At 56.2% G+C, this 14,307-nt stretch carries 16 protein-coding genes; 10 read left to right on the forward strand and 6 right to left on the reverse strand.

All coding sequences use genetic code 11. The features are described from left to right. The first annotated feature begins 10 nt into the window (after positions 1 to 10). The gene (locus GOV91_RS05745; protein ID WP_171234763.1) at positions 11 to 1,474 is read left to right on the forward strand and encodes an aldehyde dehydrogenase family protein; all 1,464 of its coding nucleotides are present in this window, start codon (positions 11 to 13) and stop codon (positions 1,472 to 1,474) included. Here GOV91_RS05745 and pncB read toward each other — a convergent pair. Continuing rightward, positions 1,471 to 2,763 (reverse strand): nicotinate phosphoribosyltransferase, encoded by a 1,293-nt coding sequence (pncB, locus tag GOV91_RS05750; RefSeq protein ID WP_171234764.1) that lies wholly within the window; start codon positions 2,761 to 2,763, stop codon positions 1,471 to 1,473. The two genes, GOV91_RS05745 and pncB, sit on opposite strands and share 4 nt — an antisense overlap. A gap of 164 nt (positions 2,764 to 2,927) precedes the next feature. Between pncB and GOV91_RS05755 the strand changes: the two genes are divergently transcribed. Then, a complete protein-coding gene (locus GOV91_RS05755; RefSeq protein WP_171234765.1) occupies positions 2,928 to 3,464 on the forward strand; it encodes a hypothetical protein in 537 nt (178 codons plus the stop codon). On the opposite strand, the gene pncA is transcribed toward GOV91_RS05755, so the two are convergent. Next, positions 3,461 to 4,054 carry a bifunctional nicotinamidase/pyrazinamidase gene (gene pncA, locus GOV91_RS05760; protein WP_171234766.1) on the reverse strand — a complete coding sequence of 198 codons (594 nt, stop codon included), beginning with the start codon at positions 4,052 to 4,054 and terminating at the stop codon, positions 3,461 to 3,463. The genes GOV91_RS05755 and pncA overlap by 4 nt on opposite strands. Before the next feature lie 96 nt (positions 4,055 to 4,150). On the opposite strand from pncA, the gene GOV91_RS05765 reads away from it, so the two are divergent. Both GOV91_RS05765 and GOV91_RS05770 read left to right on the forward strand, forming a co-directional pair. After that, a complete protein-coding gene (locus GOV91_RS05765; RefSeq protein ID WP_171234767.1) occupies positions 4,151 to 5,056 on the forward strand; it encodes a rhodanese-related sulfurtransferase in 906 nt (301 codons plus the stop codon). A 65-nt stretch (positions 5,057 to 5,121) separates the two neighbouring features. Next, positions 5,122 to 5,634 (forward strand): potassium channel family protein, encoded by a 513-nt coding sequence (locus GOV91_RS05770; protein ID WP_171234768.1) that lies wholly within the window; start codon positions 5,122 to 5,124, stop codon positions 5,632 to 5,634. A 3-nt stretch (positions 5,635 to 5,637) separates the two neighbouring features. Here GOV91_RS05770 and GOV91_RS05775 read toward each other — a convergent pair whose 3' ends face one another. Then, a complete protein-coding gene (locus tag GOV91_RS05775; protein WP_171234769.1) occupies positions 5,638 to 5,967 on the reverse strand; it encodes a hypothetical protein in 330 nt (109 codons plus the stop codon). Positions 5,968 to 6,153: 186 nt separating this feature from the next. Between GOV91_RS05775 and betB the strand changes: the two genes are divergently transcribed. Further along, a complete protein-coding gene (gene betB, locus GOV91_RS05780) occupies positions 6,154 to 7,608 on the forward strand; it encodes a betaine-aldehyde dehydrogenase (protein ID WP_171234770.1) in 1,455 nt (484 codons plus the stop codon). Positions 7,609 to 7,833: 225 nt separating this feature from the next. On the opposite strand, the gene GOV91_RS05785 is transcribed toward betB, so the two are convergent. Next, positions 7,834 to 9,642, reverse strand: coding sequence for a hypothetical protein (locus tag GOV91_RS05785; RefSeq protein ID WP_171234771.1), 1,809 nt, complete (start codon positions 9,640 to 9,642; stop codon positions 7,834 to 7,836). A 246-nt stretch (positions 9,643 to 9,888) separates the two neighbouring features. On the opposite strand from GOV91_RS05785, the gene GOV91_RS05790 reads away from it, so the two are divergent. From GOV91_RS05790 to fliP, 3 genes are read left to right on the forward strand one after another with little or no spacing between them, the layout of a single operon-like run. Beyond that, positions 9,889 to 10,284 (forward strand): hypothetical protein, encoded by a 396-nt coding sequence (locus GOV91_RS05790; RefSeq protein WP_171234772.1) that lies wholly within the window; start codon positions 9,889 to 9,891, stop codon positions 10,282 to 10,284. Continuing rightward, entirely contained in the window at positions 10,277 to 10,564 is a 288-nt protein-coding gene (locus GOV91_RS05795; RefSeq protein ID WP_171234773.1) for a FliM/FliN family flagellar motor C-terminal domain-containing protein, read from the forward strand. The genes GOV91_RS05790 and GOV91_RS05795 overlap by 8 nt, the downstream gene beginning before the upstream one ends. Further along, positions 10,564 to 11,292: a flagellar type III secretion system pore protein FliP gene (gene fliP / locus GOV91_RS05800; protein ID WP_171234774.1), complete on the forward strand. Its 729-nt coding sequence runs from the start codon at positions 10,564 to 10,566 to the stop codon at positions 11,290 to 11,292. Before GOV91_RS05795 ends, fliP begins: the two co-directional genes overlap by 1 nt. A 92-nt stretch (positions 11,293 to 11,384) precedes the next feature. Here fliP and GOV91_RS05805 read toward each other — a convergent pair whose 3' ends face one another. After that, positions 11,385 to 11,984 (reverse strand): phospholipid-binding protein MlaC, encoded by a 600-nt coding sequence (locus GOV91_RS05805; RefSeq protein ID WP_171234775.1) that lies wholly within the window; start codon positions 11,982 to 11,984, stop codon positions 11,385 to 11,387. Beyond that, positions 11,974 to 12,789, reverse strand: a complete 816-nt coding sequence (locus tag GOV91_RS05810) for a VacJ family lipoprotein (protein ID WP_371732269.1) — start codon at positions 12,787 to 12,789, stop codon at positions 11,974 to 11,976. The genes GOV91_RS05805 and GOV91_RS05810 overlap by 11 nt, the downstream gene beginning before the upstream one ends. A gap of 290 nt (positions 12,790 to 13,079) precedes the next feature. Between GOV91_RS05810 and GOV91_RS05815 the strand changes: the two genes are divergently transcribed. Both GOV91_RS05815 and GOV91_RS05820 read left to right on the forward strand, forming a co-directional pair. Continuing rightward, the gene (locus GOV91_RS05815) at positions 13,080 to 13,535 is read left to right on the forward strand and encodes a RidA family protein (RefSeq protein ID WP_171234776.1); all 456 of its coding nucleotides are present in this window, start codon (positions 13,080 to 13,082) and stop codon (positions 13,533 to 13,535) included. Further along, positions 13,532 to 14,299, forward strand: coding sequence for a glycerophosphodiester phosphodiesterase family protein (locus GOV91_RS05820; RefSeq protein WP_171234777.1), 768 nt, complete (start codon positions 13,532 to 13,534; stop codon positions 14,297 to 14,299). The genes GOV91_RS05815 and GOV91_RS05820 overlap by 4 nt, the downstream gene beginning before the upstream one ends. The last annotated feature ends 8 nt before the right edge of the window (positions 14,300 to 14,307 follow it).

The raw sequence follows: 14,307 nt of genomic DNA on the forward strand, positions 1-14,307 counted from the left end.
AGAGCCTGAAATGGAGGCGAAATTGATCCAGAAGATATGGTTCGACCCCACGCTTTGTCTGATCGAGGGACGATGGAAACCTGCAGCCTCGGGTAGCACCCTGCCGCTCATCAACCCCTCGGACGGGACCGAAATCTGCCGGATCGCACGTGGCTCCGAACCAGATGTCGATGCCGCAGTTCAAGCGGCTCAAACCGCCTTGCAGGGGGATTGGGGGCGTAAAACAGCGCTAGAGCGAGGGCGTATTCTGACGAGGCTGGGTCAGCTGGTGCTGGAGCGGGTCGACGATCTTGCGCAGCTTGAAGCTATGGATGTGGGTAAACCGCTGACGCAGGCGCGGGCTGACGCTGTCGCGCTGGCCAGATATTGCGAGTTCTATGGGGGCGCTGCGGACAAGGTGATGGGAGAGACCATCCCCTATCTTGATGGCTACACCGTTTATACGCTGCGAGAACCGCATGGGGTGACGGGCCATATCGTGCCGTGGAACTACCCGATGCAGATCATTGGGCGTTCGGTTGGGGCGGCGCTAGCTATGGGCAATGCTTGCGTTCTGAAACCTGCAGAGGAAGCTTGTTTAACGGCACTGGCTTTTGCTCATCTGGCGCAACAGGCCGGTTTGCCAGCCGGCGCGTTAAACGTCGTGCCCGGTCTTGGATCCGAGGCAGGCGCGGCGCTGTCGGCACATCCGGGGGTGAACCATATTTCGTTCACCGGTTCGGTGGCCACTGGAGCCCTGGTGCAACAGGCAGCTGGCCGCAATGTGGTGCCCGTGACACTGGAACTGGGCGGAAAATCCCCGCAACTGGTCTTTGATGACGCGGATCTGGATGCGGCGCTGCCGTTTTTGGTGAATGCGGGTATACAGAATGCAGGGCAAACCTGTTCGGCCTCGTCGCGCATTCTGGTGCAACGTGGGGTGTATGATCAGGTCAAGTCCCGCATGTCTGAGGCGTATGAACAACTGACCGTCGGGCCCGCAATTCAGGATATGCGTGTCGGGCCGTTGATCTCGGACCGGCAGAAACAGATCGTTAGCGGTTTTCTGGATAAAGGCGCGGATCTGACCATTGCCGCGCAGGGTCGTATCGTCAGTGAGGCACCTGAAACAGGTGCTTATGTCCGGCCCACCTTGTTTGCAGATGTATCGCCCGATCACGTGCTGGCCTGGGATGAGATTTTTGGCCCGGTTCAGGTTCTGATCCCGTTTGACACCGAAGACCAGGCTCTGACAATCGCAAACAGTACGGAATATGGCCTCGTTGCCAGTATCTGGACGCGCGACGGGGCACGCCAGATGCGGTTGGCGAAGGCGCTGCATTCAGGGCAGGTTTTTATCAACAACTACGGAGCAGGAGGCGGCGTTGAGTTGCCCTTTGGCGGTGTTGGAAAATCTGGCCACGGTCGTGAAAAAGGGTTCGAGGCGTTGTACGGGTTCTCACAACTTAAGACGGTCGCAGCCTATCACGGCTAGACCACGACTTCGATCGCTTGTTGCGCACCCACTCCGAAAACGCGTTTGTAGCGCTCGATCTGATCTTTCGGGCCCATCGCCTTTTCCGGGTTGTCTGACAGTTTTACCGTCGGGCGCCCGTTGGCGGATACCGCTTTGCAGACCAATGAGAACGGTGCCAGCGCGTCATTGGGAACAAGTCCGCGAAAATCGTTGGTCAGCAAAGTGCCCCAGCCAAAGGAAATATTGGCGCGGCCAGCAAATTGTGCGTGCAGCTCCTGAATTTTTTCGACGTCCAGACCATCCGAAAAAATTATCCGCTTTTGCGTCGGATCTTCACCGCGTGACTTCCACCACTCGATGGCGACTTCTGCCCCTGCCGCTGGATCCCCGCTGTCAATACGAATACCGGTCCACCCAGCCAGCCAATCGGGCGCATTGTCCAAAAAGCCTTTGGTGCCGTAAGTGTCGGGCAGAATGATGCGCAGGTTGCCGTCATGTTCGTCGTGCCAGTCGCTAAGGACGTCGTACGGCGCTTGCGCCAGTTCGGCGTCGGTGTCGGCCAATGCTGAATATACCATCGGCAATTCATGTGCGTTGGTGCCGATGGCCTCAACCTCGCGCCGCATGGCGATCAGACAGTTCGATGTGCCGGTAAAGGACGCGCCCAAGCCTTCGATCATCGCTTGCACGCACCAATCCTGCCATAGAAAGGAATGGCGCCGTCGCGTTCCAAAATCGGCGATGGTTAAACCTTCGACCGAACTCAGCCGTTCGATCTTTTCCCACACGCGCGTCATCGCGCGGGCATAGAGCACCTGCAATGCGAACCGCCGCATATCGTTGAGAACGGCGCGCGATCGCAGCTCCATCAACACCGCCAGCGTAGGGATTTCCCACAGCATGACCTCGTGCCATTTGCCTTCGAAGGTTAGTTCATACTGATCGCCTTTGCGCTCAAGATGATAGGGAGGAAGGCGCATGTTCTCGAACCATTCCATGAAATCGGAACGAAACATTTGACGTTTGCCATAGAACATATTGCCCCGTAGCCAGGTGCTTTCGCCCCGGCTCAGGCTAAGTGATCGGATGTGATCCAGCTGTTCCCGCAACTCTCCTTCGTCGATCAATTTCGCCAAAGGTACGCGATTCGACCGGTTAATCAGCGAAAACACTACGTTTGTTTGGGGCTTATTGCGAAACACTGACTGGCACATCAGCAGTTTGTAGAAGTCTGTATCGATCAAAGATCGTACAATTGGGTCAATCTGCCATTTGTGATTGTATACTCGGGTCGCGATGTCGACCATGGGGAACTCCTGCGATTTCCGTAGTTAGATCAATCGACAACGGGAATGGCAAGAGTCGCTGATTTGGTGACAATGCCAGTTTGACGTCACAATGCCGGCATATTGTGCATTGTTTTAACCGGTTAGTGAGAAGAGGGGATGGAAATACGGAACTGAGTTTGTGAATGGGTCTCGAGTACGATTTTGATATTGTTAACGTAGCACCGGATGATTTTGACCCCGAAATGCCGGGGGCTCAGAAGGGTGGGGTACGTCAAGTGCATGCGGTTTTCCGCGACATCAGAACTGCGGACGCTTTGCGGGGTACGTCTCCGAAAATCCGCAAGATGTTTCTGGATGCTGGTTTCAGCCTCGAGTCGCGCAATAGCGGCATCGTGCCTGGTGTTTTCCCGGCAGAAGATCAAACGGATCGGGTGCGGGTTCTCAGGTCACTTTTTGCCAACATTAAGACCGGTGGGCTCCGTGGGGAATATTGCGGCGAGTTCGACCTGATGGATTTCCTGAACTACGTGCGCACGGCGCAACCCATGGCTGGGATTGTTCGCGCGCGTCAGCCACGCACACCGCCGCCACAGAAACCCGCAGAGTCCAGCCCTAAGCGCCGGACTGTGCCCAGTCGCATCGGCTTGGCTTTGGGGTTGGCGGTTGTTTTGTTTGTGCTTATCAAGCTGCTGGCCGCAGCCGGGGGGGGGGCGCCTTAGCCCAAGGTAACTCCTGCGTCGCGCATGGCGCGTTCCGCTGCCGCAAGTGAGCCATCCATATCAATTGCACGGCACGCATCCATTTGAACAGTGACATCGAACCCTAATTGTGCGGCATCCACGGCCGAATAGTGGACGCAGAAATCGGTTGCCAAACCAACCAGGGTCAAGCGGTTGATACCCCGGGTTTCCAAATACCCTTTTAAGCCCGTGGGTGTCTTGTGGTCGTTTTCAAAAAATGCCGAATAACTGTCTATAGCGCGCCGAAACCCTTTCCGCAGGATCAGATCGCCATCGACACGGAGATCAGGGTGAAATGCGGCCCCGTGCGATCCTTGAACGCAGTGATCGGGCCAAAGCACCTGAGGACCATAGGGCATGTCGATCAGATCGAACGGGTTTTTAGTATCATGTGAGCTGGCGAAAGAAGAATGCCCCGCCGGATGCCAATCTTGCGTCAGGATCACGGCGCCGAAATCGTCCATCATTGCATTGATCGGGGCGACGATTTCGTCCCCTCCGGCCACTGCCAGCGCTCCGCCGGGGCAGAAATCGTTCTGAACGTCGATGACGAGCAGTGCATGGGTCATTGCGGCCTCCTTTGATTATCCTATCGGTAGGGATCACAATACGAGGCGTCAATGCACTCCCTTGCGACTTTGGGTTTGCAAAGGTAAATCGCGCCTATGTATACAATCGCCGCTTTGTACCACTTTACCCGTTTCCCGGATCCCGCCGCGCTGCGTGATCCGCTGCTGGATCTGTGCCGAGAGCAATCTGTCACCGGCACTTTGCTGCTGGCGCAAGAAGGGATCAACGGCACCATCGCAGGTCCACGCGCCGGTATTGATGCGGTACTGGCGCATATCCGCGCTTTGCCAGGTTGCGCAGATCTCGAATGGAAAGAGGCGACCTCGGATCATCCGCCATTTGGCAAGATGAAGGTGCGACTGAAGAAAGAGATCGTGACCATGGGGCAGCCGGATGTCGACCCGCGCGCCCGCGTTGGCAACTATGTTGAGCCTCAAGAGTGGAACGACCTTATCCGCTCGGACGATGTTGTGGTGATTGATACGCGCAACGATTACGAAGTGGCGATTGGCACGTTTGAAGGCGCAATAGACCCTGAAACAGCCAGTTTCCGCGATTTTCCAGCGTGGTGGGCAGAAAACAAGGACCGCTTTCACAACAAACGCGTCGCCATGTTCTGCACCGGCGGTATCCGCTGCGAAAAGTCCACCAACTACTTGTTGGGGCAAGGGGTTGAGGATGTCTATCACCTTAAAGGGGGAATCCTGCGGTATCTGGAAGAGACGCCTGTTGAAGACAGCACCTGGCAGGGTGAGTGTTTTGTGTTCGACAATCGCGTATCCGTCGGTCACGGCCTTGTTGAAGGGCCGCACATGCTTTGCCACGGTTGCCGCCGACCGATCTTGCCTGAGGACACGAAACGCCCGGAATACGAACATGGTGTGTCTTGCCACCAGTGCATCGATGAGACGTCCGAGGCAGATAAAATGCGCTTTCGCGAGCGGCAAAAGCAGATCCTGCTGGCGCGTGAACGGGGAGAGACGCATTTACGGCAGGATTGAATTCGGGTTGCAGGCCATTGCTTTAGGTCAGATGATCACCTGGAAATCAGCTTGAAGGGGCACTCATGCGCCGCAAACCCAAAACACTGGAAGAGTGGAAGTCGACCTTTCTGGCGGCGTTGGGTTTGGTTCTGGCAAGCTTTCTCGCCTGGTATGGCCTTTCTCGACTGAGCGAAACGACCGCAGGTGACACGATCGGCACAATCGCTTCGGTTGGTCTGTTGATCTGGCTGGTGTCGCAGTCCTGGTACTACATGACCCAAGTGAAATCACCGCGAAGGCTTTTGTTCCTGATGGGGGTGTCTTTCATACAGGTGGTCCCGTTCCTGTTTGCTGCGGTCTATGGCGCGTTTGGATACAACGATCATTGTGTCGTCGGTGCAAAAGGTCCGGGTGATATTCTGTATTTTTCGTATGTGACTTTTACGACGGTTGGATATGGCGACATGTCCCCAACCGGCCTGTGTCGCGGGCTTGCCGTGTCCGAAGCTGTGACAGGATACATCTTGCTGGGCATGTTTGTTGCAGCGGCAGTCGCGCTTTATGCGCGCAATCATAGTCATGAAGGCCCTAAGTAGGGTTTATTTGTTGTGATCGATCCAGCGCGACATCATCTTCTTGTCGCGAAAACACTCAGAAGGGATCGGGCGGCGCTTGCTGCGTGAAATCCGCTCGGCGAAGGCAACTTGTTTGCCTGTTGGGTAATTGTCGAATTGCGACGTGCTGCGCGGTTTGTGCGTTGAAATCCAATCCGAAAGCAGCTTTCGGTCACGTTGTGCCTCGACCGGTATCTCCAATGCTGACTTTTCGGCAATTGCCCGGGCATAGCGCATCTGCCGGTCCGTCACCGGAAGCAGATGGTAGTCGTTGCTGGGCCTGTTCAGGGCAGGTTGACGTGCGTGCTGGGCCATCGGTTTATCCTCTGACTATGTAGAACATAAATAGAACATTAACCAAAAATTTCAAGGTTTGGGGGTAAAGTCGGCACGTTCCCGCCGCTGGAATGAGTTTATTGACTGATCAATCAATAATCTTTAGGGCCGAATTCAACGAACCAATTGTCCCGTTCAGACGGGTGCAAGAGAAGAGGACACGGTATGAAGTTTCAGCCCCAGGCCAGCCATTTCATTGATGGCGCGTATGTCGAAGATACAGATGGTGCCGCCATCGACGTGATCTACCCGGCCACTGGCGAGGTGATCGCGCGATTGCATTCGGCAACTCCTGCGATTGTTGAACAGGCTCTGAACAGTGCCAAAAGTGCGCAAGCGGCCTGGGCGGAGATGTCGGGAACCGAGCGGGGCCGGGTTTTGCGCCGCGCCGCTGACATCATGCGCGAACGCAACTATGATCTGTCGGTCCTTGAAACCCATGACACCGGGAAGCCCATTCAGGAAACCACTGTTGCAGACGCCACTTCGGGCGCGGACGCGCTGGAATACTTTGGTGGATTGGCTTGTAGTCTGACCGGCGAACACATTCCTCTGGGCGGGGGTGATTTTGTCTATACGATCCGCGAGGCTTTGGGCGTTTGCGTCGGGATTGGGGCATGGAACTATCCAACTCAGATCGCGTGCTGGAAGGGGGCTCCGGCGTTGGCCTGCGGCAACACGATGGTGTTCAAGCCTTCGGAGACCACGCCCCTCTCGGCGTTGAAAGTGGCAGAAATCCTCATCGAGGCCGGTGCGCCAAAAGGCGTTTACAACGTGATTCAGGGGTACGGGGATGTAGGTGCTGCGCTGGTAACCGACCCGCGTGTGGCCAAAGTCTCGCTGACCGGCTCTGTTCCCACGGGCCGCAGGGTCTATGCCGCAGCAGCCGAAGGCATGAAACATGTCACCATGGAATTGGGTGGCAAATCTCCGATGATCGTGTTTGACGACGCGGATGTCGAAAACGCGGTTTCAGGCGCGATCCTGGGCAACTTCTATTCCTCAGGACAGGTCTGTTCCAACGGCACCCGCGTGTTTGTGCAAAAGGGTATCAAAGAAGCTTTCCTTAAACGCCTGTCCGAACGTCTGGCCAACGCCAAAATCGGCGACCCGATGGACGAGGATGTCAGCTTTGGTCCGATGGTCAGCGAAAATCAGATGAATATCGCGCTGGGCTATATCGAAAAAGGCAAGGCCGAGGGTGCGCGTTTGGTCTATGGCGGTGCCCGGCTTGATGGCGACGGGTTCTACATGCAACCCACGGTCTTTGCCGACGTGACCGACGATATGACCATCGCGCGCGAAGAAATCTTTGGCCCGGTCATGTCGGTGCTGGATTTTGACACCGAAGCCGAGGTCATGGCCCGCGCCAACGATACTGAATTTGGTCTGGCCGCCGGTGTCTTCACCAGCGATCTGACACGCGCCCACCGCGTGGTGGCCGGGTTCGAAGCAGGCACCTGTTATATCAACACCTATAACCTTGCGCCGGTCGAAGCCCCGTTTGGCGGATCGAAGATGTCAGGCGTGGGGCGCGAAAACTCGAAACTGGCAATCAACCACTTCAGCGAGATGAAAACCGTCTATGTCTCGATGAACGATGTCGAGGCACCCTACTGAATAGTCGGCGTTACGCCTGTTGCGCCTAATCTGTCCCTGTTCCTGGCACCAAGCCCTAGGAACGGGGCATCATTTGAGAAAACGCTTTTCAATTCTTCGCGCCGACCAGATGTTGATGGCGTTTGCGTCGCAAGCCAATCCGAGAGCCGCTATCGCAATACTGACCCCAAAACGCAGTTTTCTCATGTTGGCACTGGATTGTCTGAAGAGCAGCAGGCGCACTTGTCATTTTAAATTGACCGCATTCAGAATCTCAAAGATGCGTTCGCGTGTCGTTTCACTGTTCTCAAGCAGACCCTCTGCGTCCATTAGGGGTTTTTCCAACTGTCGTGCCGGGGTGTCCAACAGGGCTTGCGTTGTCTGGTTCAGGACCGCGTATTTCCCACCCTGTAGTTCAACGGTATCGTCCGGCAGCCCTGCCAGCCAGTATAAGCGGTTTGCTGCCTCGCCTTGCCCCAAATCTTGCATGATCTCAGCTGCTGCTGCAAAGTCACTAATTCTGCCCAGGGCCTGTGCACGCAAGGCGCGCGCTTCGTCCGATTTGTCTTCGTCCAACTCCATCAGAGCCTTGTGCGGACGTCCCGACAGAAGGGCCGCTTTGGCCCGCACGCGCGCTCTTTCTGTCTTGTGCGTTTGATCTTCTGCTCGGTTTGTCAGGTCAATGGCTTGATCCGCAAAACCAAGCGCCGCCAGCCGATCACCAACGGCGATTGCACTGTCCGTTGACAGGGCTGGGGTCTTGCTCATCTGCATTACGTGGAACGCTTGGCGTAAAAAGATTACGTTGTCGGACCGCTCTGACAGTAGGTGAAAATGTCGATTGAACGCGCGGGTTCTGTCCTGCCCGTTTGGCAAGTTCAGGATGATGTCGAATGCTGGCTCGAAATCCTGGCTCAGGCTCAAGGCGATCGCGTGCGTGCGTGCCATCGTTGGGCCCAGGTTCGAGCGTCGGTATTCGACCGCAAAAGACGCCGCCAGTTCCAGTTCTTTCGAAGTGACTGCGCTGCGTTCGCCCCAGCGCTTTTCGACCAAACGGGCCAACGCCACCGGAGCATTTGCCGTGGCTTTGGGTGATGAAACAACCTCCGTCAACAACTCCTCTTCGCGCACGTCGTTCCCCTCTGCCGCAGCAACTATGGCCTTGGCATGTGCGGTACTTGCCGAGGTGCTTTGTTCGATACGGTCGACCGAGCGTATCACTCTGCGGGCGGCCTCCAACTGTTGTGCGTTGACGAGAATTTCGGACAGACGTTTTCCGAATTGGCGGCGCAAGTGGTTCGGCAAACTGTCGTAAGCTTGCTCGATCGCCTCAACATCCGCGTCAGGTGTCAGAGTACCTTCGGACAATACTGCCCAAAGCGCGGCGTCACTGTTGCAACGCTGCAATCCACTGAAAGGATGGGGGGGCTTAATTGGTTTGTCGTCTACGAGCTGAGCGACAAACTCGATGCGGCCCAAGTCTTCAGATGGTGCTTCAGACAGCGCCAAAGCAGCCAGCGCTTCGGCCCCAAAGCCGTTGAACGCATACAGCTTTGCCAGTCTGAGAGCCTTGTTTTCATCAATACGGTCAAATTCCTTAAATAGACCCGTACGCAAAGCAGACACTTGCGCAGAAAAGGGTACATCCCCTGACCAGTGTGCGAAGCCAAGCTCGGACGTCGTGATGCAGGCTGGTTTGTTGTCGAACTGCTGCAACTCGGCATTCAGAACATCCTGCAGGTCGTCCAGCACAGAGGTCAGTCGAATATTGCCGGACAAACCCGTTGGCAGGCGCGCTGCGTCGGGTGGGGCAGAGCTGCGAGGACCAACTGGGGTTAGGTTCAAACCCAGCAATCTGCGGTCGGCCCCTTGCAGAAAACGCGTGGACAATTGGTCCTTCAACCCTTGTTCAAGAAGCGGCAGGTCCAATGCTGCCAACTGCGCGTCTTTATACGATTCAGACGTGGCCTTTTTGGCCGTCCGCTTCAATGGTGGGGGGATGTCAACCAGCAGCGGGGGCAGAAATGCGCCCGGTGCAATATCAAGAACAATCATAGAATCCCGGTACAGGAAAGCCGAGGCTGCGCACGCGCACCCGAACTCCAATTCCAATGCCCCACCGGGTTCAGGTTGTGAGATTGACGCAAGGCGATTGGTCGTCAAGCGGCTGAACACTGCGCTTGTCTGAAAGGTCGCGGCATCCAATGCCAGCCTTATGGGGCTGGTTGGGAGGATGCCACTCAGGCGCAGGAGCAAAGTCGCGGAAAGGTTTCGGCAGAGCTCGCGCAATCGCTGGAGGACATGTCCTTCACCTATCACGAGGCGATGACCCGAATGACTCTGTCTTTGGAGCCGATGTTTGAAAGCCTGGTGCAGACAGTCTTACCGCAGATGGTCGATCGGGGATTGGCCACCCTTCTTGTTGAACAGCTGTCGGAGATGGCGCGCGCGCATGTGGAGCAACCTATGCAGATCATGGTGCCGACGGGCCGTGCCGAAGATGTTGCAGCAATTTTGCCGCCAAGTGCACAGCCCGCGCCAGAGGTCATCGAAGATCCCGGGCTCGAGCCGGGGCAGGCCCGCCTGCAAGTCGGCATAAGCAGGCGCGAAGTGGATTGCAGCGCCTTGCTGACCACCGTTGCGCAGATTTTTGACGCATACGTCTTTGAGGCAAGAGAGGCTTTGTCCAATGAATGACACTCAGACCCCGAACACCGAAAAACCCAACCCGTTTGAATCGGTCCCAATCGAGGTGACTGTCTCGGTCGGCCGCGCCCGCCCATTGATCCGGGATTTGCTCAATATGGGAGAGAATGCGGTGCTGACGCTGGACAAACGGATCGAAGATCCGGTCGACCTTTACGTCGGGGACCAGCTGGTTGCGCGTGGTTTGCTGGAAGAGATGGAGGGCGACCAGGCCGGACAATTGGCTGTGCGCCTGACCGAGATTGCCGACCTTCAAAACGGGATCGGTTGATGCGCTTTGCGATCTGGCTGGCTCTGGCTATTGTGCTGACCCCATCGCTCGCTGCAGCGCAGGATGTGACTTTGTCCCTTGGCGAGGGCGGGTCGATATCGGCCCGGACCATCCAGTTGATCCTTTTGATCACGGTGTTGAGCATAGCGCCGGGCCTGGCTGTTATGATCACCTGTTTCCCGTTTCTGGTTACAGTCTTGTCGATCCTGCGACAGGGGATAGGCTTGCAGCAATCGCCGCCCAATATGCTGATTGTCAGTCTGGCGTTGTTTCTGACCTATTTCATCATGGACCCCGTGTTCACCGAAGCCTGGGAAAGTGGCATTCGCCCGATGATGGAGGAAACGATCGGGGTCGAGGTCGCGCTGGAACGGGCGCTGGATCCCTTCCGCACTTTCATGGCAGCCCGCTTGGATGCGGATACTTTTTATGCCATGGCAGTCCTCCGACCCGGTGGGGATGAGATGGAACTGTCGGCGCAAGCGCCGCTATCCGTCCTGATGCCGTCTTTCATGCTATCCGAAATCGCGCGCGCTTTTCAGATTGGCTTTCTGATTTTCCTGCCGTTTCTAATCATCGATCTAGTTGTTGCAGCGGTGTTGATGTCGATGGGCATGATGATGGTTCCTCCGGCAATCGTATCCCTGCCATTCAAACTGGCGTTCTTTGTCATAGCAGACGGCTGGGCCTTGATTGCGGGCGCTTTGGTACGCAGCTATGCGCCCTGAAATCGAAACAAAAAAGGGTCAGAAGAACCTGACCCTTTGTTATGTGCCTGAAATGGCTTCGAGCTGGCGCGTTGCCACGCCCGGCCGCAAGGTCAACCTGTTTTGTTCAGATCTCTGATCAGTTGATCCAGATTGCCTTTCCGGGCATCCAGCATAGCGCCGATTTCGGTGCGTTCGGTCAGCAGAAGGTTCACGCCTTCGATGAACATATTATAGAACTTGTCCCGGCCCGACTTGTCGGACACCAGGAAGGTCACGTCAAACGGGGCGGAGCCGCGCAATTTGACCATCGTCCGAACTTCGTACCCGGCCTTGATTTTTCGCGCATTGCGTACGTCAACCTCGCCACCAATAAACTCTCGGAACCGGCGGCCGTATTTACGCGAGATATAGCCCTGGAACGCTTTGGTGAATTTTTTCAGCTGGGCGGGGCTTGCCGTGCGGGCATCCGCCCCCAGTGCATAGCGAGCCATGATCGGGACATCGCCATATTGAACAAAGATTTTTTCGAAGTCGCGCAGCATTGCCTTTTCAGACTTGCCTGAATCGATCACCCGATTGATGTCAGCAACCACGCTGTTGACCAGCGCTTTGGCTGCAGCTTCGGTCTGCGCCAAGGCAGGCATGGGCAGCAAGGCCAGCGCGAGGCCCGAGGCGATGAAGTGACGGCGGTTCAACTCGTTATTCGGCATAGGGGTCCTCGTAGGGGTCTAAAAAGGGGTCCCTGACCGGGTCTGTCCCGGTTTCGGCATAGGGGTCAGAATATAGATCCAGATAGGCGTCTTCGTCATCTCTTGCCAGTTCAAAGCGGCGATTTTGCAAAAAGATCAGGCGGGCTTGCGCGTAACTGTCTGCACTTTCGTAAAGAATCGAGTCGACTGTATCCGAGAACCGGCCGCGATCTCCCATGCGGCGCACGATCTCGGCGTAGACGCCAATATTGTCGACCGGTCGCACCGGAGAAAAATTGATTGGGTTCGAGAACAAGTTGATCACAACCCCGATCGCATCCCGTTGGGTGGATGGGCCGTAGAAGGGAAGCTCAACATATGCGCCTTCGCCCACACCCCAGACATGCAGCGTCTCGCCGAAATCGGTATCCACTGGTGGCAGATTCAATTCATCCGCAGGTGCGGAAAGACCAAAGCCACCCACAGTCATGTTGATCACGAATCGCAGCAACGCGTTGCCCATCTGTTTCGGATTGCCCTGCAACAAGTAATCAACGGCCTGCCCGGGCAGCGAGATGTTTTCGGCGAAGGTGCTGAAACTGGTCACCATCGGATCAGGAACGATCTTCACATAGCCTTTCGAGGCAGGCCGGAACAAAAATCGGTCCACACCAAGGTTGAACTTGTGGATTGCCCGGTTGTTGTTCTCATACGGATCAAAAACGTCGCTACGCGAGGCCCCTTCGGGCGGGGTAGTAGCGCAAGCAGACAGAATGGCCATGCATGACAGGACAATAAAATGTTTCAGGCGCAATCTGCTTGGCACGGTTTGCTTCTCCCAAAATGGTCCGACACATGGTCCGCCGGACATTCAATCAAAATCCACGTGCTGGGGTGGCACAAGTTCTGTCACTAGTCGTTTCGGGTCTTAAATGAAACACCTTGCGTGTAACCTGTCATTTGGGGGCGGGTAAAGTGACCCAGGATCAACAGCTCGCAATAAGTAAAGAAACGCTCAGATCGCAGGCTGACAGGAAATTGCCGGTTTCCTTCTTTCCCAATCCAAGCTTCCCGGTTAGCGTCCGGCAGAGTCGAATTTAGGGAAGGACCCTCTCAATGAGCATCGCCGCAAAACTGGAAACCCTGGGTGTCACACTGGATGAAGCGCCTGCACCCGCTGCCAACTATGTGCCGTTCGTGCGCGTGGGCAATATCGTTTATGTCTCGGGCCAGATCTCGAAAGCTGATGAACTGATCACCGGCAAACTGGGCGACGATATGGACGTTGAGGCCGGGGCCGCTGCGGCCCGGGTTTGCGCGATCAACCTGCTGGCGCAGGTCAAGGCAGCCTGCGGCGGCGATATCGAGAAACTGGTGCGTGTGATCAAGCTGACTGGTTTTGTAAACTCGACAGCAGAGTTCACAGCACAGCCACAGGTGATCAACGGTGCCTCCGATTTCATGGTCGAAGCGCTGGGCGACGCGGGCCGTCATTCGCGTTCCGCTGTCAGCGCGGCGTCCCTGCCGTTGGGCGTGGCGGTTGAAATCGAAGGTATTTTCGAAGTCGAATGATACCACCTTTGCCAAACGCGTTTTTGCAGGTCCCGATTGCTCATCGGGCTCTGCATGACATATCTGACAACCGCCCGGAAAACAGCCGGGCGGCCATTCATGCAGCGATTGGAGCGGGTTACGGGATCGAGATCGATCTTCAACTGACATCGGACGATCGGGCTATGGTGTTCCATGACTATGATATGGCGCGTCTGACCGGTCAGCCCGGGCCGATCCGTCAGGTCTCGGCGGCTGCAGCTTCTGGCGCGACCCTTTTGTATGGGGATGATGGCATTCCAACGCTGGATGAGGTCCTAGAGATGGTGGCAGGTCGGGTACCGCTGCTGATCGAACTGAAAGATCAGGACGGTGCAATGGGTGCAAATGTGGGCGCGTTGGAGCGGGATACCGTCCGCGCATTGCTGGGTTACGACGGTCCTGTGGCCCTGATGTCCTTCAATCCCAACTCGGTCGCTGAACTGGCACGGCTTGCCCCGCATCTGCCGCGCGGCATCACCACTTGCGCCTACGAACCCAGCGTCGAACTTTTGCCCCAAGACGTTTGTGACAATCTGAGAAGTATACCGGATTTTGATCGTGTCGGAGCAAGTTTCATTAGTCACGAGGCCGCTGACCTGTCGCGCCCCCGCGTGGCCGAATTGAAGGCGCACGGGGTGCCAATCCTGTGCTGGACTGTCCGGTCGCCCGAACAAGAGGCAGAGGCTCGAAAAGTTGCCGACAATGTGACTTTCGAAGGGTATCTGGCTGCGCATTCGGCTTGAACCTCCTT

Origin of the sequence: Ruegeria sp. HKCCA6837 (assembly GCF_013034475.1) — a bacterium.
Taxonomy (GTDB): domain Bacteria; phylum Pseudomonadota; class Alphaproteobacteria; order Rhodobacterales; family Rhodobacteraceae; genus Ruegeria.